The 18,239-nt window shown below is 45.5% G+C and carries 16 protein-coding genes and 2 pseudogenes; 10 read left to right on the top strand and 8 right to left on the bottom strand.

All coding sequences use genetic code 11. The features are described from left to right. The first annotated feature begins 86 nt into the window (after window positions 1-86). From ACN6MV_RS13240 to ACN6MV_RS13265, 6 genes are all read left to right on the top strand, one after another. Window positions 87-416, top strand: coding sequence for a PadR family transcriptional regulator (locus ACN6MV_RS13240; RefSeq protein ID WP_042127142.1), 330 nt, complete (start codon window positions 87-89; stop codon window positions 414-416). Further along, complete coding sequence (locus tag ACN6MV_RS13245) at window positions 409-762, top strand: DUF1048 domain-containing protein (protein WP_170880381.1); 354 nt, start codon at window positions 409-411, stop codon at window positions 760-762. Before ACN6MV_RS13240 ends, ACN6MV_RS13245 begins: the two co-directional genes overlap by 8 nt. 12 nt (window positions 763-774) lie before the next feature. After that, on the top strand, window positions 775-1,719 hold the full coding sequence (locus ACN6MV_RS13250; RefSeq protein ID WP_042127144.1) for a daunorubicin resistance protein DrrA family ABC transporter ATP-binding protein: 945 nt from the start codon (window positions 775-777) through the stop codon (window positions 1,717-1,719). After that, on the top strand, window positions 1,716-2,480 hold the full coding sequence (locus ACN6MV_RS13255; protein WP_042127146.1) for an ABC transporter permease: 765 nt from the start codon (window positions 1,716-1,718) through the stop codon (window positions 2,478-2,480). The genes ACN6MV_RS13250 and ACN6MV_RS13255 overlap by 4 nt, the downstream gene beginning before the upstream one ends. Before the next feature lie 236 nt (window positions 2,481-2,716). Then, window positions 2,717-3,964: an MFS transporter gene (locus ACN6MV_RS13260; protein ID WP_419886753.1), complete on the top strand. Its 1,248-nt coding sequence runs from the start codon at window positions 2,717-2,719 to the stop codon at window positions 3,962-3,964. 116 nt (window positions 3,965-4,080) lie between these two features. Next, entirely contained in the window at window positions 4,081-4,266 is a 186-nt protein-coding gene (locus ACN6MV_RS13265) for a hypothetical protein (protein WP_042127148.1), read from the top strand. A gap of 23 nt (window positions 4,267-4,289) precedes the next feature. On the opposite strand, the gene ACN6MV_RS13270 is transcribed toward ACN6MV_RS13265, so the two are convergent. Then, window positions 4,290-6,566, bottom strand: coding sequence for a DEAD/DEAH box helicase (locus ACN6MV_RS13270; RefSeq protein WP_419886754.1), 2,277 nt, complete (start codon window positions 6,564-6,566; stop codon window positions 4,290-4,292). A gap of 672 nt (window positions 6,567-7,238) precedes the next feature. On the opposite strand from ACN6MV_RS13270, the gene ACN6MV_RS13275 reads away from it, so the two are divergent. Beyond that, complete coding sequence (locus ACN6MV_RS13275; protein ID WP_419886514.1) at window positions 7,239-8,249, top strand: phosphotransferase enzyme family protein; 1,011 nt, start codon at window positions 7,239-7,241, stop codon at window positions 8,247-8,249. Here the strand turns inward: ACN6MV_RS13275 and ACN6MV_RS13280 are convergent. Continuing rightward, on the bottom strand, window positions 8,244-9,632 hold the full coding sequence (locus tag ACN6MV_RS13280; protein ID WP_419886515.1) for a cryptochrome/photolyase family protein: 1,389 nt from the start codon (window positions 9,630-9,632) through the stop codon (window positions 8,244-8,246). The genes ACN6MV_RS13275 and ACN6MV_RS13280 overlap by 6 nt on opposite strands. Before the next feature lie 118 nt (window positions 9,633-9,750). On the opposite strand from ACN6MV_RS13280, the gene ACN6MV_RS13285 reads away from it, so the two are divergent. Then, window positions 9,751-9,897: a hypothetical protein gene (locus ACN6MV_RS13285; RefSeq protein ID WP_156114792.1), complete on the top strand. Its 147-nt coding sequence runs from the start codon at window positions 9,751-9,753 to the stop codon at window positions 9,895-9,897. On the opposite strand, the pseudogene ACN6MV_RS13290 reads toward ACN6MV_RS13285, so the two are convergent. Next, a pseudogene (locus ACN6MV_RS13290) lies at window positions 9,894-9,983 on the bottom strand (sulfurtransferase); the annotation flags it as partial. The gene ACN6MV_RS13285 and the pseudogene ACN6MV_RS13290 overlap by 4 nt on opposite strands. 480 nt (window positions 9,984-10,463) lie before the next feature. Between ACN6MV_RS13290 and ACN6MV_RS13295 the strand changes: the two are divergent. Then, window positions 10,464-11,522 (top strand): S-layer homology domain-containing protein, encoded by a 1,059-nt coding sequence (locus ACN6MV_RS13295; protein WP_419886516.1) that lies wholly within the window; start codon window positions 10,464-10,466, stop codon window positions 11,520-11,522. Window positions 11,523-12,232: 710 nt separating this feature from the next. Here ACN6MV_RS13295 and ACN6MV_RS13300 read toward each other — a convergent pair. The 5 genes and pseudogenes from ACN6MV_RS13300 to ACN6MV_RS13320 form a co-directional block, all read right to left on the bottom strand. Continuing rightward, window positions 12,233-12,373, bottom strand: a pseudogene (locus tag ACN6MV_RS13300) (sulfurtransferase); the annotation flags it as partial. Between the two features lie 32 nt (window positions 12,374-12,405). Next, window positions 12,406-13,494 carry a hypothetical protein gene (locus ACN6MV_RS13305; RefSeq protein WP_419886517.1) on the bottom strand — a complete coding sequence of 363 codons (1,089 nt, stop codon included), beginning with the start codon at window positions 13,492-13,494 and terminating at the stop codon, window positions 12,406-12,408. A 61-nt stretch (window positions 13,495-13,555) separates the two neighbouring features. Beyond that, window positions 13,556-14,959, bottom strand: a complete 1,404-nt coding sequence (locus ACN6MV_RS13310) for an ATP-binding protein (protein ID WP_419886518.1) — start codon at window positions 14,957-14,959, stop codon at window positions 13,556-13,558. A 2-nt stretch (window positions 14,960-14,961) separates the two neighbouring features. Then, complete coding sequence (locus ACN6MV_RS13315; protein WP_234532949.1) at window positions 14,962-15,621, bottom strand: response regulator transcription factor; 660 nt, start codon at window positions 15,619-15,621, stop codon at window positions 14,962-14,964. 458 nt (window positions 15,622-16,079) lie between these two features. Beyond that, a complete protein-coding gene (locus ACN6MV_RS13320; protein WP_419886519.1) occupies window positions 16,080-16,337 on the bottom strand; it encodes a hypothetical protein in 258 nt (85 codons plus the stop codon). Window positions 16,338-17,016: 679 nt separating this feature from the next. Between ACN6MV_RS13320 and ACN6MV_RS13325 the strand changes: the two genes are divergently transcribed. Continuing rightward, window positions 17,017-17,700 carry a hypothetical protein gene (locus ACN6MV_RS13325; protein WP_339290801.1) on the top strand — a complete coding sequence of 228 codons (684 nt, stop codon included), beginning with the start codon at window positions 17,017-17,019 and terminating at the stop codon, window positions 17,698-17,700. Window positions 17,701-18,239 lie beyond the last annotated feature (539 nt).

Raw genomic sequence — 18,239 nt, forward strand, 5'->3', positions numbered from 1 at the left:
CCGCTTTTCCTCCTATTTACAATTCAGCTACTCGGTGATACTATATAGTGGTACTAAGCAATACAGAGTAGCATTGGAGGATTTAAATGGATAACCTAACAGAAATGCTGAAAGGAGTTTTGGAAGGCTGCGTACTTGAAATCATCAGCCGGAAAGAAACCTATGGATACGAAATCGTAAAAACGCTAAATGCGCTCGGTTTCGAAGATGTTGTTGAAGGAACGGTATACACCATCTTGATACGGCTAGAAAAAAATAAACTCGTTGATACCGAGAAAAAACCGTCCGAAATAGGACCGCCAAGGAAATTTTATAGTCTGAATGAAGCTGGATTGCGTGAACTGTCCATGTTCTGGGAGAAATGGGGATATGTAACGACAAGACTTACACAACTTAAGGAGGATAGCCGTGTATAAGACCATATTAACTAAGTATAAAGATTTGCGTGATCAAAAAAGAGCGTATAAAGAGTGCGTAAAACGTTCAAAAGCGCTTCCTAACGACTACCGTGAAGTTTACAATATCGCATCGCAATACATGCTGAACTTTTCAACTTCCGATTCCAGCGTTATCAATCTGTTCCCCGAAATACTTGACATGTTTGAGTTGGGAGCTGCCGAAGGCAGAGATGTTCTAGAGATCGTAGGAAATGATGTTATGGCGTTTTGCGATGGTTTGCTCGAAGGCGTTGCTGCTCAGACTTGGACAGGGAAAATGCGAGCTAAAATGAATGAGTCCATTCATAAAAAACTAGGCAGATAGGAGGGAAATAGGATGACATCGAATAATTTGGCAATTGAAGTAATAGGCCTGAAGAAATCCTATAAGAAGGTGGAAGTGCTCCGAGGGGTGGACTTCACTGTGCAGAAAGGTTCAACCTTTGCACTTCTCGGGTCCAACGGTGCGGGTAAAACCACTATGATCAAAATTCTTTCCACTCTGCTCCAGCCAGACAACGGAATTGCGAAGATTAATGGAGACGACGTAACCAAGCAACCAGAGCAAGTACGTAAGGAAATTAGCCTGACAGGACAAAGCGTCACCGCAGATTATATCCTGACTGGCCGCGAGAACTTGCGAATGATGGCTAAACTCCGCCATTTGCCCGACCCTGATAAACAAGCCGAGGAGTTGTTGCGTCGCTTTGACTTGCTTGATGCTGCGGATCGCCGAATCTCCACTTATTCCGGAGGGATGTGTCGGCGCTTGGATTTGGCCATGAGCTTATTGGGTAACCCTTCGGTCATTTTTCTCGATGAACCAACCACCGGACTTGACCCGCAAGCCCGTCTTGCTATGTGGGATATGATCAAGGATCTAGCGAGATCGGGTGTTACTGTTTTTTTAACGACGCAGTATTTAGAGGAAGCCGACCATCTAGCCGATCAAATCGCGATCCTACACGAAGGTCATATCGTGGCAAGCGGCAGTCCGGCGGAACTTAAAAATAGATTGCCTAAGGGTCATATCGAGCTTCGATTTGACAATGAAACAACACTAAATCAAGCACAAGATCTGTTAAAGGAATTTAACGCGACCTCAGATTCGAACAATCTCACGCTCTCCGTCATTACAGACGGAAGTACGAGACAGATGATGCGACTGCTAACGAAAGCGGCGGAAGCTGACATAGAAATTGCTGAGTTTGCCCAGAAGCTGCCCTCGCTTGAGGATGTCTTTCTCGCGATCGTCACTAGCAAAAAGGAGGACTCCCGATGAAATTCATTCATTTTCTAAGCGATACTGCTGTCATGAGTGGGCGTGTCATTCGCCATTCCACACGTAGCATCGACACGATTATTACCGTCATCGCCATGCCGATCATGATCATGCTGCTCTTTGTTTACATCTTTGGCGGAGCGATGAACACTGGTGATGTAAGCTATATCAATTATATTGTGCCCGGAATATTGCTCTTTTGCATTGCCAGTGGCGTGGCTTATTCTTCACTTCGTATCAATAACGATCTCACGAAAGGCATTTTCGAGCGTTTCCACTCCATGCCGATTGCAAAAGCTTCTATTCTAGGCGGACATGTGGTTGCTTCATTAGTTTTTAACGTCATTTCATTGCTTGCCATTTTCCTTGTTGCCTTCGGAATGGGATTTCGGCCAAAAGCGGATGTGCTCGGTTGGGCATTAGCCATTGGTATTTTATTGCTTAGCGTACTTGCGTTTACTTGGATTGCCGTCACCTTCGGCTTGCTTGCTAAATCATTCGAAGGAGCAGGCGTATTTTCTTACATTTTGATGTTGCTTTTATTCGTTAGCTCTGCCTTTGCGCCGACCGACAGCATGCCTTCGGCTATCCGCTTATTCGCGGAATATCAGCCCATGACACCGCTTATCGAGAGCATTCGTTCTCTTTTACTTGGAGGAACGGCAGATAAAACTACGCTTGTGGCGGTATTATGGAGTTTAGCAATACTTGCGTTTTTCTGGGCTACGGCTATGCGAGTGTATAAACGGAGAATGAAATAGACGTAAAAAAGAGCCGGTGGCTTCTCGAAAGAGGGGGATACCGGCTCTTTGTGTGCACAGGCTATTTTTAAAGTGCTGGCTGAATGGTGGGGTGAATATTTCTGTGCTATTCTAGAAATGTGATTTATATAAAATTTTTGTACATAGAATTAGAAGTGCCGGATTTGGTAATTAATTTTAATAGGCGAATGGGGAATGAATGATATTTTTTTAAAATGGGGGAGTAAGTTATAGTGATACCAACCGAAGCACAAAACAAAAAACATTGGAAACGGGATATAATTATCTTTTTAAGTAGTCAGACATTTTCGTTATTCGGTTCTGCTTTAGTTCAATATGCTATTATGTGGTACGTTACGCTTACAACAAAATCAGGTATGATGATGACATTATTTATTATTTGTGGATTCATTCCTACCTTTTTATTATCACCGTTTGCAGGTGTATGGGCGGACCGTTTCAACCGGAAATATCTTATTATGATAGCAGATGCCATGATTGCCTTTGTTACACTGGTTTTAGCCATTACATTTTTGCTTGGTTATGATGAGATATGGTTGTTGTTCGCCATTGCTGCAGTTCGTGCGCTCGGAGCTGGGGTTCAATCGCCTGCGGTTGGGGCAATATTACCTCAAATTGTACCAGAGGATAAGCTGACGAAAGTAAATGGGATTAACGGAAGTCTTCAAGCACTAATGATGTTTGTTGCACCTATCGTTAGCGCGTCATTGCTTTCATTGGCAACCATTGAGGTCATTTTCTTTATCGATGTTATCACAGCAGCGATAGCGATCTTTACATTATTTTTCTTTTTGAAAATACCGTTGCATAAAAAAGCGACGGATAAACAAACGACAAGCTATTTGGACGATTTTAAACAGGGTTTAAGCTATATTAAAAACCATAGCTTTCTCAAAACCTTTTTCATTTTTTTCGCCTTTTTCTTTGTATTGATGGCACCGGCTGCATTTTTAACACCGCTACAAGTGACACGCAGCTTCAGAGATGATTATTGGCGATTAACAGCCATTGAAATTGCTTTTTCTATCGGTATGATGGCTGGCGGAGCAATTATTGCTTCATGGGGCGGATTTCGAAACAAAGTATATACGATGACTTTTGCTAGCTTAATTATGGGTGTATGCACGTTAGCTTTAGGTATTGTACCTGTTTTTTGGATCTACTTGGTTATGATGGCTATTTTCGGCGTAGCTATGCCCGTCTTTAATACACCGACAACCGTAATGCTACAAGAGAAGGTAGATCCGGATTACATGGGACGCATATTCGGAGTCTTTGGTATGATATCGACTTCCATGATGCCCATCGGAATGCTGATATTTGGTCCTCTTGCGGATGTAATTGAGATTGAGTGGCTTCTTGTTGGAACAGGATTGTTTATTGTGATATTGTCCGTTTTCTTCATTCGTAACAAGCGTTTGGTAGAAGCAGGGATGCCGATAATAAAGGAAACATCACAATAGCAGGATTTTGCTTAGAATTGTGAACTTGGGACCCATGTGTAGAGAAAAAAGAAGCTCTCCTGAAGTTCAAATGAACTTTGTGGAAGCTTCTCTTAATTTGAAAAAGGAGGTTGGTTATGACTTATTCACAGATCTGGAACAACTCAGGAAATGAAGCTGAAATCGTCTTTTTGGAACAGCAGATTGAGGCTGTCAAAAAAGAAATAAAACGAGCAAAAGCCGCAGAACAACAGGAGATATTGGATCAAGCGAATCGCAGGCTGGCTGAATTGGAAGCAAAGCTGGATGAGCTAGAGGAGTAGCGGCTAACTACCTCTTCGTTGCATCAATATTTTGACAGCTTGAATATCGGCCTCGCAACCGTGCGAAGCCAATAAGCAAATACGGTAGTTCCGGTCCATGAGGTTCGCTTATTCTGCAGGTATTGATCGTTGATAATATAAGTCCGGGTGGAAGCAGGGCTTTTCAGGCCGAACTTTTCCCACTCTGCCGGATCATTCGAACCTCCGAGCTTTTCAAGCATATTTTCCGACGCGATATCTATTTTAGAAGTAATTTGCTCGTAGGCTTCAGTGATTTGCGCATGAAATTCGTCGATTGGATTGCGGCTGGCAAGGCTCTCCAAGTGAATGCCTTCGCGAAGATAAGAAACGTATGCAAGATGGTCAGCCCAGAATTCGTCGATATAAAAAAGCCGTACCCTCTGCTCCGCTGGGCTCAACGGCTGCTCGCCTTTCAAAATTCGGAGCCGCTCCGCGTATAGAATTCGCCTCTGATCCTCCACCATATCCGAATAACAGTTCAGTTCCTTGTGGATATCGAAGTTTTGGCCCATAACAATACGCTGAGTACTTGTGATCTTGCTGCTGAGCCCCGTCTCTTCAAGAGCCTCATCCTGCCTGGGAGCGCGAACTGCTTTATGGATGCCGAAGCGAAGCAGTAACTCGTCCTCCAAGCTTACATAAAAAACGGAAGCTCCCGGGTCGCCTTGGCGACCGGAACGCCCGCGCAACTGGTCGTCGATCCGTACGCTTTCGTTCACATGGGTGGCAATTACGTACAACCCGCCCAGCTTGGCGATTACCTCTGCTTGCGCAGGGTCGCCGCCGCCGAGCCGGATGTCGACCCCGCGTCCCGCCATATTCGTAGACACAGTCACTGCACCGATTTCTCCCGCTTTGGCGATGATGTCGGCTTCTTCTGCGTCGTTTTTCGCATTTAGAACATGGCAAGATACGCCTGCAACCGCTAGCGCCTCGGCCAGCATGGCAGACTCCTCGACACTTGACGTACCAATGAGAATTGGACGTCCCGTCCTATGGACGGATGAGATTTCTTGTACAAGTGCCTTAAGCTTGGCATCTTTATGGGTGTAAATCCGGTGCAGATGGTCGATTCGAATGTTTGGCCGGTTCGGTGGAATTTGCAGCACCTGGAGCGCATAAATATCTTCGAAGTCCATTGCGGAAGCATGAGCGGTAGCCGTCATTCCGCAAATCTGCGGATACAGGCTAATGAAGTGTTGAATGGTGATCGTCCCGAGAATTTTCCCGCCGGCTATGGAGTACAGCCCTTCTTTTGCCGTAAGCGCGGCTTGCAGCCCGTCCGGCAAATACCGGTTCTCCGCCACCCGGCCGGTATACTCTTCGATCAGCTCGATTTTTCCGTCCCGGACGATGTAATCTATGTCTTTCTTTAATAACGATTCCGCATGCAGCGCGCAATTTAAAGAAGTCAGCAAATGACTGTTATGGCTATCGTATAAATTGCCGCATCCCAGCATCAATTCCGCATGCGCAGCGCCTGTTTCATTTAAGTAAACGTTCCGCTGGAACTCGTCGAAGTCGTAATGTTCATCTCTATTAAGCTGCCGAGCCACTTCTGCGAAACGAAAGCCGTCGCTCCTGGAAGAGGGCATATCTCCGCTGATGACCAGCGGCACCCGTGCTTCGTCGAGAAGCAGCGAATCCGCTTCGTCCACGATGACGTAGTGGAAAGGACGATGCACGGTATCGGCTTCGTTTAGTGCAATTGTATCGCGTAAGTAATCGAATCCCGCTTCTTTTGCCGTAACATAGGTTATATCCTTGGCGTATGCTTCCTGTTTCTCGGACAGGCTCATACCCGCTTGAACCGAGTTTACCGTTAATCCGAGGAAACGATAGATCGGGCCCATCCATTCCGCATCGCGCTTGGCTAAATAATCGTTAAAAGTCAGCACATGAATACCTTTGCCAGTCAGTGCATTTAGATATGCAGGCATAACAGCAGAAAGTGTTTTTCCTTCACCGGTATGCTGCTCGATCAAGAATCTCTCGTGCAGAGCGATGGCAGCCATGATCTGGACATCGTAAGGATTTAATCCAAGCTTTCTCTTCGCTGCCTCACATACTAACGCATAAGCAGCGATAAGCAGCTCATCCAAAGGTGTACCTGATTTTGCTTCTTTTTGTAGCCGGAGGGATTCCGCTTGAAGCTTCCCATCGTCCCATGCTTCCATATTCCGTTTTCTGATGAGCTCCACTTTGTCCTGATAAACTTTCAGCTTATTCTGGGTATCGCGGTCTTTGAATTTTTGCATCAATTTGACGGCTATATTCATAGAAATCTGATCTCCCCTCGATAGCAATACGCTTAGTTTTGCACAATATTTGCGCTGATCAGTCGCTTAACAAGTTCCTGGATTCAATCTACCAAAATGTTCTATTAAAAGCAATTTTGGCAAATGAAAGAGACTATCAAAACGTAAATCGGTTGCTATCGGGTGGATACCTCTAGGTACTCTGTGATCTATTTTTTGCGAGTTCTTGATTGTAGATTGTTGAATAAAGAACCTAAAAAGACTGAATAGGGATCTTACTCATCAACCAGTCCCGTATACTACTTCACATTCTTATATATGGCTTTTCCTAGCGCTAGCACATTAACATTATGGCAAGTACTTACACCTGAACCACAATATACGATAATCTCAACCTCCGGAATATGCTCTAGTCTGTAGGCATAACGCCAGCCTCAGGTTTACCAAGCGTAAACCGGTAACTCCACTATGCTCTGCTCCGGTTCATATAACCTTGCCGGCAGCCAGCGTTTGGAAACGGTAGCTCCTATTCAATCCCATCCGTTGCACTGAGATATGAATAGCATCATTATAGAGGTAAAGTACAAGAGGTACATGCAGGCTCCTGAATCCGAGTTAGGGGATTTGACACACGCATAAGCTGCTTTTACAATTGCCTATGAGTTGATAGACAGATGAGAGGAGGCATACGATATGGAAGCTATAGTAAGTCAAGCCTGGCCGGAATGGAGCGGAACGCTGCGGAAGCGGAGCGGGGGGTGGAACAACACCACTTATTTTGTGGAAAATAGCGGTAAATGTGCAGTCCTTCGCATATATGATACACATAAGGACAGAAACAAGATTGAATTCGAGCATGCTGTGCTTCAGCAACTTGGAACACGAGCTTTACCTTTCAAAGTACCTGTTCCTATTCTAACAACTACCGGTGAAACTATGATTCAGTTAGGGGAGAATGGTAAATTCGCTTGCTTGTTCCGATATATTGATGGAGAATCACCTGTGGAGGAAGAGGTTTCTTACCTAGAATCCTTTGGAGAGGTAACGGGTGTTTTATCTGAAGTGCTGTCAGCTATTGATCCCGGCCTTACTCCGGTGTACCGGCCATATTATGAATTGCGGTCGTCCTATCCGTTATGCAGTACAGAGGTCATCCGGGAACTGTGCCTGAGTCCGCCGGAACCTTTTAAGGATCTGGGGGCTGAGCTAGTGATGCTCTACAGAGCTTATAGAAATATTACAGGTTCGCTGACTGAACTGGAGGGACTGCCTCACCAACTGGTACACGGTGACTTGAATGCCTCTAATCTTTTGGTAAATATAAAAGACCTGGGGCAGGTATCCTCGCTGCTTGATTTTGAGTTCTGTACATATGATTTGCGGGTCATGGAGTTAGCGGTTATTCTATCCGGACTGCTTGGGCATGCGGAGGAGAAGAAGATGATTCGTGATTTTTGCCGGGGCTTCAGCCGTAGTATCCGCCTCACCCCAGCCGAAATTAACGCGATTCCAGTGTTGATGCTGCTGAGAAAAATCGATGTCTTTCTTCATTTTGTCACCCGTTATCTGGAGGGTACCGATGAATCCCGGGTACTTCATGAACAGACAAAACTGCTGTCCGTAGATTTAGTCCAGCTGTCTGCAGGAACAGCAGAAATTCTAGTGATATTGCAAGAAGAGCAGGGAAGCGCATGCAGGCTATAGCTCATTTCCGTGATTAGGATGAACCGCCGCTCCCTTGCTGTTCAGGATTTCTTTATACACCTCAATCGCCAGCGCCCGTGACTGCTTAAGATCAACGATGGCATATGGTCTAGGCAGATGGATAGCTTTATCGGACAAAACTGCCAGCTCCGGCAGCCAGGTGCGTATATAATCTCCGCTCGGGTCATGAGTCTGGGACTGGGTTACCGGATTCATGATCCTGAAGTAAGGGGAGGCATCGAATCCGAGCGAGGAGCTCCACAGCCAGCCGCCACGGTTCAGCGCATTATCATAATCGCCCAGCTTCAGCCTGAAGTAACGCTCTCCGTAAATAAATGGACAGCCCAGATTTTTGGTGAGAAACATTGCGGTAATCATTCGCAGCCGGTTCGGCATCCATCCGGTTGTGTTCAGTTGGGTCATGGCGGCATCGATTACAGGAATGCCTGTTCTGCCCGAAGACCAAGCCTCAAAGTATTTCGTACCCAGCATGCTCAAATCATACACCTTCTCATAGCTGAAGAAATCAGCATCGAGCCGGGCTTGATACAGATAGAAATCCCGCCAGGCCAGCTGTCGCAGCCATTCTTCCCCGCCGGTTTCTTCTTCCGCCAGCCGAGTATACACAGTACGTGCTGAAATGGTACCCGTATTGAGGTACCGGCTGATCTGGCTGGTGCCCTCCTGTGCATACCTGTCACGGTTCACGTGATAATCCCGTAAATGCAAGTCTATAAATTGCTCAAGAGTATCGTTTACATCCATCTTCTTTCTTGAAGGCACTAGCTTTTCAAACTGAAGTTTAATCTCCTCAGGAATCTTGAAATCTTCGGCAATCTTGTCGTCCAGTGTAGCCGTTGACAGATCAGCCAAGGTCGAAGAATAAGGCGGATGAAAGCGCTCTGCCAAGTAGCTGCGCCAGCGGCGGTAGAACGGTGTGAATACCTTGAAGGGCTCTCGACGCCCGCACCAATCCATGAAATCTTCCAGATCACAGAGCATGCTGTCGTGAAAAATTTTGAAACGGATGCCGAGTGCAGCCGATGTATCACGCAGGCTCATGTCTCTTTTTAATGCATAAGGGGTGTAATCGGCATGGACCATCAATTCCTGTATTGGGTAGGTTTCGCTCAGCCTCTTGACAATAATATCAGGCTCGCCATAAAGAATATGTAGCTGCTTGTCCTCAGTGGCGTATTCCTGCTGAAGTCTTGAGACCTGCGTCAGAAAGTTTACCCCGCTATGCTCAAGATAGCGTTGTTTTCGCAGTAGAAAAGGCTCCAAAATCAACAGATGAAGGCTGCGAGAGCCAGAAGAACGTATAGCCTCAAAGACCGGAAGATCGCTAGTCCGCAGATCCTTGCGGTGAATGTAGAGAATCATCAGAAGTATTTCCTTTCTGTAATCTGAGGGAATAACCGCCTGTCCATAATACGATAGATTTGAAGTTTTGGCGATGAGCTGTCTATAGTGAACCAATTGGAGTCAGGAGATTCGGTTCATGGGCAATGCATCCACCATGGAAATTGTAGCAGGAGCTGTTCGAGCAGGGACGGACCAGCAGGATATAACCCAAAATGCGCATATACACCATAACTTAAACACAAAAAGCCTGCGCCAAGCGCAGACTCTTCATGTTTATTCTTAACCAATGGCTATCGGATTCCTGATATACGAAATCCAATCACTCCAGCTTCCTGCGTACAGTCGAACTTTTTTGTACCCGGTCTTCTTGTCGGGGGTCTCATTCTGACCGTGACACATGTCGAGCCTTATAATCGGCTTCGAATCATTTGGGATTTTGCTGCAACTAATGGATGCTTCGGTACTAACGATGTTCAACCGCAGGCGGGGGAAGAAAGTTGTAAAAATCTGATCTAGTAAACTTCGTGCATAGTGAGCATGCAAGGCAAATGAAGCTTCGTTTTGGCAGGCACAATCTCTGATACCCGGCGTTTCGATGCATTTATATGAGCTAAGCAGACTGAACAATAAAGAGTACATGTTCGGGAAGGACTTGCTGCAAGCCAAGTTGAAGAGAAACCATTTATTTTCTAAAAAGATTAAGTGTATACTGATTTATCCTTTTAATGTAGATAAAATGAATTTTTTTATTGTTTAATTTTTTTCTTCTTTATTTAAACTTTTTTCTGGTATATTATGCAATTATGAATTAAGAGTCTAATAAGTCCAAAAAAGGGAGTGGTAGAAGAAATGAAGAAAATTGTAAGTACTGCGATCGCTTTAATCCTATGTTTAAACAGTTCTATTAGCCTTGCGCAAACGGCGGTGAAGACCTCTGCCGATTTTACTGACCTAAAGGATCTGGATGCTGCGACGAAAGCCAAATTCGATGCCATGATTTCGGCAGGTATATTTGACGGCGTAACCGATACGACATTCGGGATAAAAGATGAAATGAACCGTGCACAGTTTGCCAAGGTTGCCGCGTTGATCACGGGTCTTAAAGTCGAGACTTCGTTGAAGACGTCCAGTTTCTCAGATGTTAAAGCTGATGACGCCGCCAATGGATATGCACTACCTTACATAGAAGCACTTAAAAAATCCGGAATTACAGATGGCTATGGAGAGGGTATATTCGATCCGGCCGGCAAGGTGACAAAAGAACAATTAGCTACATTCTTGGTTAGAATGTTAGGAAAAGATACAGAGGCAAAAGCCCTAACAGGAACCGATGTAACGGTATCCAATTGGGCGCAAGGTTATGTCGCAGAGGCATTATTATTAAAATTGTTACCTGCAGGTACCAATGGAACTTTCGGTGGAAAAACGAATGCAACGCGCGATCTGCTCCTTACAGGAGCGTATGAAGCCAAACAACAGTATGTAGCGCTGACAACACCAACACCAACACCAACAGCAACACCAACACCAACATCAACACCAACACCAACACCAACACCAACACCAACACCAACACCAACACCAACACCAACACCAACACCAACACCAACACCAACACCAACACCAACACCAACACCAACACCAACACCAACACCAACACCAACACCAACACCAACACCAACACCAACACCAACACCAACACCAACACCAGAACCAACACCAGAACCAACACCAGAACCAACACCAACACCAGCACCAACACAAGAACCAACACAAGGACCAACACAAGAGCCAACAGAAGAACCAACACAAGAGCCAACACAAGAGCCAACAGAAGAACCAACACAAGAACCAATACTAGCGCCTGAACCGACGTTTAACATCGATGCCGTTGTGTTCGGACAATGAGCTATTACCGAATTGTCCTATCTCTTGATCGGGATACACCGAAAGGTCTAAACGAAGCAATGATGCCCTAAATAAATTTATCTATATCTTGTCCGTTTGGATTTTTAGATTTTAAAATCTTATTTTATGTATAGGTTTGTTGCCGCCATCCTTTGGCGGCTTTTTTGTACCCATTTTGAGAGGGGTGATTCATAAGCCAAAGACAATAACAACAGACAAACGTCTGACTTTCGCTGCGATCACCATGCAAATTATTAAGAATGATAACCGACATAAATTGAAGTTAGCTCTTTGTTGATTGAGTGAATTTATTAAAAAATCATGGATTTTGTAATGGGTTCAAACATTTAGGGGCACCTTTAAATCTCATAATACAAAAAGGGGACTTTGCTAAGAATCTGAAAGTTTTGTACCTCTTACCTCAGATCTGAATTAGAAGTCGAAGTGCATGAATACCCATGGAAAGGGGAGAAAGAGCCTCGCCTTTTCAGCTTACATCGACATGCGGTAACAAGCCGTACGACTCCTACTCGTCCGTCTTAGGGATCGGCAAAGTCTAAGTCACTCGTACATCTGGCCGAGTAACAGTAGCTATACTTTCGACGATGTAGAATCCTGAGCTATTGGAAATATTCCCATTACACTGTACTAATCCAACAAAGGTACAATCCCAGCACGAAGAGCCCGTGCAGGACGCGGGCTCTTCGTATTTAGTCTTTCCCAGTAGCCACCGGATTCTCCTCATACGAAATCCAATCACTCCAACTACCCGCGTACAACTTCACATTCCTATACCCAGCTTTTCCGAGCGCGAGCATATTCGGGCAGGCACTAACACCTGAACCACAGTACCCCTCTTACGAGATGAACCGCCAGAATGATGCTATTTGGCAGCTTCTGCTTCTTCATAGATGAGGCACCGAAGAGTCTGATCTGGGTAGCGTAACTCTGCAGTATAACTGCTGCCGTCTTCGAGCAACATTTTGACCGCTACCATGCCGCGCTTATTATTTACGTCAGTGTCTGTCAGGGAAGCCATGGCGATTTTTCGGGTTTCACCTTGTCTGTCTGTAATTATTTTTGTAGCCTCGTTAATCCAGGTGGCATCCTTTTGGACAGCGATGGCAGCTTCATCACTAATCGGGGTTCTTTTCAGAGTGAAATTAGCGGCAGTCGTATCCATTACCGTCCGGGTAGGATAATCAACGATTACGGTATATTGCCAGAATTCCTTACCCTGTGCTCTTAAGGTGTCAGCTTTATAAGGAGCGAATGTAATCATCCAGGATTTTCTACTAAACAATAATATTTCGTTTAAATTGGCGTATACTTCCAGTTTGGAGACGTCAGCACCAAATAGCTTCTTTACACTTGTAGTGGCAAGGGCGACGGCATCGGTCTGACTCAAATCTTTGGAATCCAGCGGAGTTACAATGTTCCGTTTGGACATGGCATAGTCCATCCGGTAGTACCAGTCAGTAGTTTCTAAGAGTTCCTCGTCAGTCAATGTTCGATTTGGATAAACGATCCTGTTTTTGTCCAAGTCCCAATAATGCTCTGCTTGTCCCGGCTTTAGCGGAAGTGGCTGCTTGGGACGGAGACCGTCATACAAATACTGGTCTTGCAATATCAGCCTCCGGTTCATTTCATCCTCGGTCATCGGCCTGCTCTCGGTGATCTCATTATCAGTCTTGTCCGCAAAATCATAAATTTGCTGCAATTCTTCTTGAGTCATCAACTGCTGCAGCTCTTTGTTCAGGTCGGATAACGTAGTTTTTGCTTTTTCTGCTTCCACTTTTAGTACGGATGCCTTGCTGCTAGTCAAGGTTGGATTGCCCGGGGCTTGTACTGCAGAAATGCTCTTGGCGACTGTGGTATTCACAAATCCTGGGACAATCATTGCGCTTACCGCCAGCACGCTTCCTGAGACCAAGAGTACAGCGAGTGTAGCGGAAATCTTGTTGTTCTTCATTTAACTTAACCTCCATTGGGATCGGATGATGATGAATCTTCCTAACCTTAATCCAAGGATGTTATGGAGTAGGAGGGCAGTTGTTATAGAGTTGTAAAAAGAGTCTGATGCTAGTTCCCTCGCCGAGGACAGAGTTTAAGGACAGTCTAGCATTATGCGCTTCAGCAATTTGCCGACATAGGGATAATCCTAGGCCTGCGCCGCCATATTCACGTGAACGAGCCTGATCTCCCCGGTAGAACGGTTCAAACACACGTTTAGCCATCTCTGTTGTGATTCCGGTTCCCGTATCACGGATTTCTAGCACAGCTTTTCCATCCAGCTCATAGGCCAGCATGTGGATTTCGCTGCCTTGTTTGGAGGCGTGAATCGCATTCTCAACCAGATTTACCAATAATGAAGCAAGTAAATCGGGATCTCCCCAGACATTTGAAATCGTATGTTGGATATGAAATCTTATGCCAGCATCCGTCAATTTTGGGTGCTCCGTCTGTTGGATAGCTTGAAATAGTTCTGAAATATCCACCTGCTGAAGTGCCAACGGTTGATGTCGGAGGACAGATAAATCCAGCAACTTGAAGGCCAGATTTTTGAGACGAAGGGTTTCACTAAGAATATAGCCACCCGCAGTTTTTTGTTCTTCCTGTCCAATATTGGCCGTGGTCAGAAACTCGGCGAACCCCTGCATGCTGGTCAGAGGCGTACGCAACTCGTGAGCCAAATTATCCACCATCCTTTGTTTCTCTTCAGCCATGTCCGAGAGTTCGGTAACCCTCTGCTCCACGGCCTCCGCCATCCGGTTGAAGTTCAGGGCCAGCTCACCAAATTCATCTTTGCTGCGAAGCTGCACCCGTTTCGTATAGTCGCCTTCGGCGATCGTTTTACTGGTCTCTGACAGGAGCTTTAGCGGTTTGCTTAGATGCCGGATTAGAAGATAAAGAAGCAGCAGCAGAACGGGGCCCACGATCCAATTAATCATTATAAAAAAGCGGTTCAGTTCCTGTTGCTTGTTGAAGAGCTCGCTGATATCACGCTGATAGACAAGCAGCAAATGCTGGTAAGGAGCAGGAAGCTGAGTGGAGAGCTGAATAGAGCGTTCGTCTGAGGATTCAGGCTGAGCGCCTTTTCCAAAAATAGATTTCCCGAACTGTCCTTTTTGGGGAGGGTAAATGATTCGGTCATTCTCCCATAGCTGCAAATAGATTCCCTGCTTACGGTAGTAATCGCCATAGGACTCAGAGACGCTGACTAGTAGAATAGGGGTCAATGCTGTTCCCCGCGCTTGGATAGAATTAAGGTTCTCATAAATATTGTTGGCGATTAACAATTGTTCACTGGATGCTCTCTGCATTTCACTGTCCATGTTTAGCTGCCAGCTTTTTTTCATCACCATAATGACACTTACATCCAGAGCGGCAATAAAGAGAGCGAGTACCGACAGCAGAATCTTATGCCAGAATCTCATGATCAGCTCTGAACTTCCAGGCGGTAGCCTAGCTTGAAAATGGTTTTGATCCGTTCTTCCCAACCCAACTTTTTACGTAGCTGACGGATGTGGACATCCACGGTGCGGGTGTCGCCTTCAAAATCATAGCCCCATGCCAATTCCAGCAGCTTTTCTCTCGACAATGCAATATTCCGGTTACGAATTAATACCTCAAGCAGCTCGAATTCCCTAACGGTCAAATCAACCGGTGTCTGATCTACTAAAACTTGCCGTTCCAGGTAACGCACCTCAACATTATCGCAAATGAAGCTGGATGTGCCTTTTTCACCCCTGCGCAGGACTACATTGATTCTTGCCAGCAATTCAAGGATTTCAAAAGGTTTAATGATATAATCATCCGCGCCCAGCTCGAAGCCTTTAATGCGGTCAGCCAAAGAATTCTTGGCGGTGATCAAAATCACTGGAACCTGCATATGTGCAATCCGTTGCATCACCTCAAAACCATCCAGCTCCGGAAGCATAACATCCAGCAGAATCAAATCTGTCTTTTCACGTTCCAGAATTTCGAAAACCTCCGGTCCACGGTAAGCCTTGCTATATGTATGACCAACCAGCTTGAGATTCATTGTAATTAAATCATTGATCGCTCGTTCATCTTCTACTACCAATATATTTGCCATTTCGTATTTCTCCTCCTAGTACCTTGCTCACTAAGTGCCACTTCCGTTATACACTATATACAACAAGAGGAAGGATTGTCCAGAAGGCTGGTAGTTTCATCAGGCGAAAATACCTACTAGAATAGATAAGTATGTGCTGAACTGTTACCTTAACAGTACAAACTGCTGTTGATTTCGAACCCATCTGAGAAACTCCAGTGTAAGGTATAGGGCCAACTCCAGTGCCGGCAGCACATTTGGGCAGTCGTGACGCACAGGAGCTGTCTCTGTACTCCAATGGTTTACTTGGCACAGACAATGTTAGCGTCATAGAGCGATATCCTCAGGTTGCTGAATTATACGAACGTCTAGATTTTAGAGCGTTTGCTTCGGAGGCCGGCGGCGAACGGATTGTACGTAAAAAGCTGCCCAAAATTCCCGGGCAGCCTCTCATATTCTTACGCGTACGTCCTCTGAGATCAAGCCGTTTGCGCCTCATGTTTGCGAGCTGTTACAGTGTCTTCTTTTTCCGTGGATCCGTTGTCCTGACGCTTAACTGCTTCCTCATCTCGTACCCCATTCAATTCATGTTCGTTCTGATGAAATTCCTTGAGTATGTTCTGGTAAATATGAGCCTCTTGAAGGTTCAGTCCGTCGCGATTTTCTTTCAAAACCCAGTTCTCGACCGTTTTCTTCAAGATTTCGCTCTTTCGTTCCAGCATTTCCGTATAACTCAATTTACTTCATCCTTTCCGATTCATGGATTCAAACGCCAGATGGACTTTGTTTACTTGGCATTTCGTGCGTTTAACATCACATCCGACGTAACGTTTACCATTATACAGAAAACCCTGGTCGAACCCAACGCGGACCAACCGTCCTCAGATAGGGTGAGCACTACTCAGAATGGAACGGGAGTGCTCAGCGGTCCATTTCGCAGAAGTGCGGCCGGATACTCCAGTATGCTGACAGTTGCTTCTCTTACATATAATCGTTTAATCAGATATCATGCACGTGCTTTTAACTCTAATCTTCCTCGAGAGCAACCGTAATCCCCATTCGAAACCCGAAACCCAATCACTTAACTTACTGCATACCGTTGTATATCCGTATATCCGGCCTTCTCCAGTCTCCTCCAGCGATAATACCCTCGGGCGGCCAGCTGATGAAAATGAAAAGTAAACCCGAAGGTGGATAAGATGAAATATGCGATATGAAAATGTATGAATAGTGAAATTATTAATTGTTTTGAATGATCCTGCCGAATTCTTATTGTGCATTCTATGGATAATGTGGCACACTATGTATATATAAAACCAAACGAGGCAAAGAATGCCCCGTCTCCTTTCCTTTTGGAATAGAGGCGGGGTTTTGTATGATTAGAAACATATTTCGTTGCAGAGCGAGGGATAAGTAATGGGTTTCGAGAGGGAGCATAATGAATGGTTATGTAATCATCTTAGACAAAGGAAGGGAGAGCGGCTCGATGCACTTAAACGCGGTCATGGTTACGGAAACCGCTTGTTTGTCGAGAGGGTGTGGTGGCCTCTAGCCGGACATTTTCAAGGATTGCACCCAGAATATGAAGTTAAGGACTGGCGCGGCAGATCTTATTTTGTGGATATTTTGTGGGAGATCGGAGCCTCGCGTATTGCATTTGAGATCATGGACTATGGCTCACATGGAACGGATCGTAGCAAATACCGGATGGACTTGAACCGCGGGCTTTTTCTACAGTCTCAAGACTGCACGGTGCTCTATATTTCGCTGGATGAGCTAAAAGAAAATCCATCCTTTATTCTCTCCGCGCTGCGGAACATTCTCTTTTCTTATTTGTTAGCAGACAAGTCTGCGAAGACAACGACTGAAAGAGCCTATTCCAGAATCGAGCGCGATCTGATGCGGGCAGCCATTCGGCACCATCGTGTCCTTCGCCCGGCTGATGCCGCAAGAGAGCTGGAATTGCACACGATGACGATCATTAAATACTGCCGTCAGCTGGTGGATAAAGGTAAATTTCGCCCGGTGGCAAGAGGTTCATCTCAGCGGATCATTTACTATGAATATATTGGTACGCTACAAAGTCCGGAATTGGTTTGAAGATGAAGGCCATCGTGAGAATGTGAATGGAAAACCGAACACAATGTCCAGCCTGCAGGTAAACGAGTCAAATGTATGCGAATAACCGAACACAAAGTGCCGACGGTAGGTAAACGAACCAAATGTATGCGAAAAACCGAACACAATGTGCAGCTGGCAAGCTGAACGAGCCAAATGTATGCGAAAAATCGAATACAATGTGCCGCCGGCAAGCTGAACGAGCCAAATGTATGCGAAAAACCGAACACAAAGTGCCGAAGGTAGGTAAACGAGCCAAATGTATGCGAAAAACCGAACACACAGTGCCGACGGTAGGTAAACGAGCCAAATGTATGCGAAAAACCGAATACAATGTGCTAGCGGTACCATAAACGAGCCAAAGGTATGCGAAAAACGGAATACAATGTGTCGGTGGCAGGTAAACGAGCCAAATGTATGCGAAAAACCGAATACAATGTGCCGCCGGTAGGTAAACGAACCAAATGTGTGCGAAAAACCGAACACAATGTGCAGCCGGCAAGCTGAACGAGCCAAATGTA

It is taken from the genome of Paenibacillus sp. B-A-8, assembly GCF_048572915.1.
In the GTDB taxonomy this organism is placed as follows: Bacteria; Bacillota; Bacilli; order Paenibacillales; family Paenibacillaceae; genus Paenibacillus_AQ.

Coding starts and splice junctions, on each gene's coding strand:
- ACN6MV_RS13295 (WP_419886516.1), top strand. CDS start 10,464: ATGAAGAAAATTGTAAGTACTGCGATCGCTTTAATCCTATGTTTAAAC.
- ACN6MV_RS13325 (WP_339290801.1), top strand. CDS start 17,017: ATGGGTTTCGAGAGGGAGCATAATGAATGGTTATGTAATCATCTTAGA.
- ACN6MV_RS13275 (WP_419886514.1), top strand. CDS start 7,239: ATGGAAGCTATAGTAAGTCAAGCCTGGCCGGAATGGAGCGGAACGCTG.
- ACN6MV_RS13240 (WP_042127142.1), top strand. CDS start 87: ATGGATAACCTAACAGAAATGCTGAAAGGAGTTTTGGAAGGCTGCGTA.
- ACN6MV_RS13315 (WP_234532949.1), bottom strand. CDS start 15,621: ATGGCAAATATATTGGTAGTAGAAGATGAACGAGCGATCAATGATTTA.
- ACN6MV_RS13285 (WP_156114792.1), top strand. CDS start 9,751: ATGGGCAATGCATCCACCATGGAAATTGTAGCAGGAGCTGTTCGAGCA.
- ACN6MV_RS13310 (WP_419886518.1), bottom strand. CDS start 14,959: ATGAGATTCTGGCATAAGATTCTGCTGTCGGTACTCGCTCTCTTTATT.
- ACN6MV_RS13255 (WP_042127146.1), top strand. CDS start 1,716: ATGAAATTCATTCATTTTCTAAGCGATACTGCTGTCATGAGTGGGCGT.
- ACN6MV_RS13265 (WP_042127148.1), top strand. CDS start 4,081: ATGACTTATTCACAGATCTGGAACAACTCAGGAAATGAAGCTGAAATC.
- ACN6MV_RS13305 (WP_419886517.1), bottom strand. CDS start 13,494: ATGAAGAACAACAAGATTTCCGCTACACTCGCTGTACTCTTGGTCTCA.
- ACN6MV_RS13270 (WP_419886754.1), bottom strand. CDS start 6,566: ATGAATATAGCCGTCAAATTGATGCAAAAATTCAAAGACCGCGATACC.
- ACN6MV_RS13250 (WP_042127144.1), top strand. CDS start 775: ATGACATCGAATAATTTGGCAATTGAAGTAATAGGCCTGAAGAAATCC.
- ACN6MV_RS13280 (WP_419886515.1), bottom strand. CDS start 9,632: ATGATTCTCTACATTCACCGCAAGGATCTGCGGACTAGCGATCTTCCG.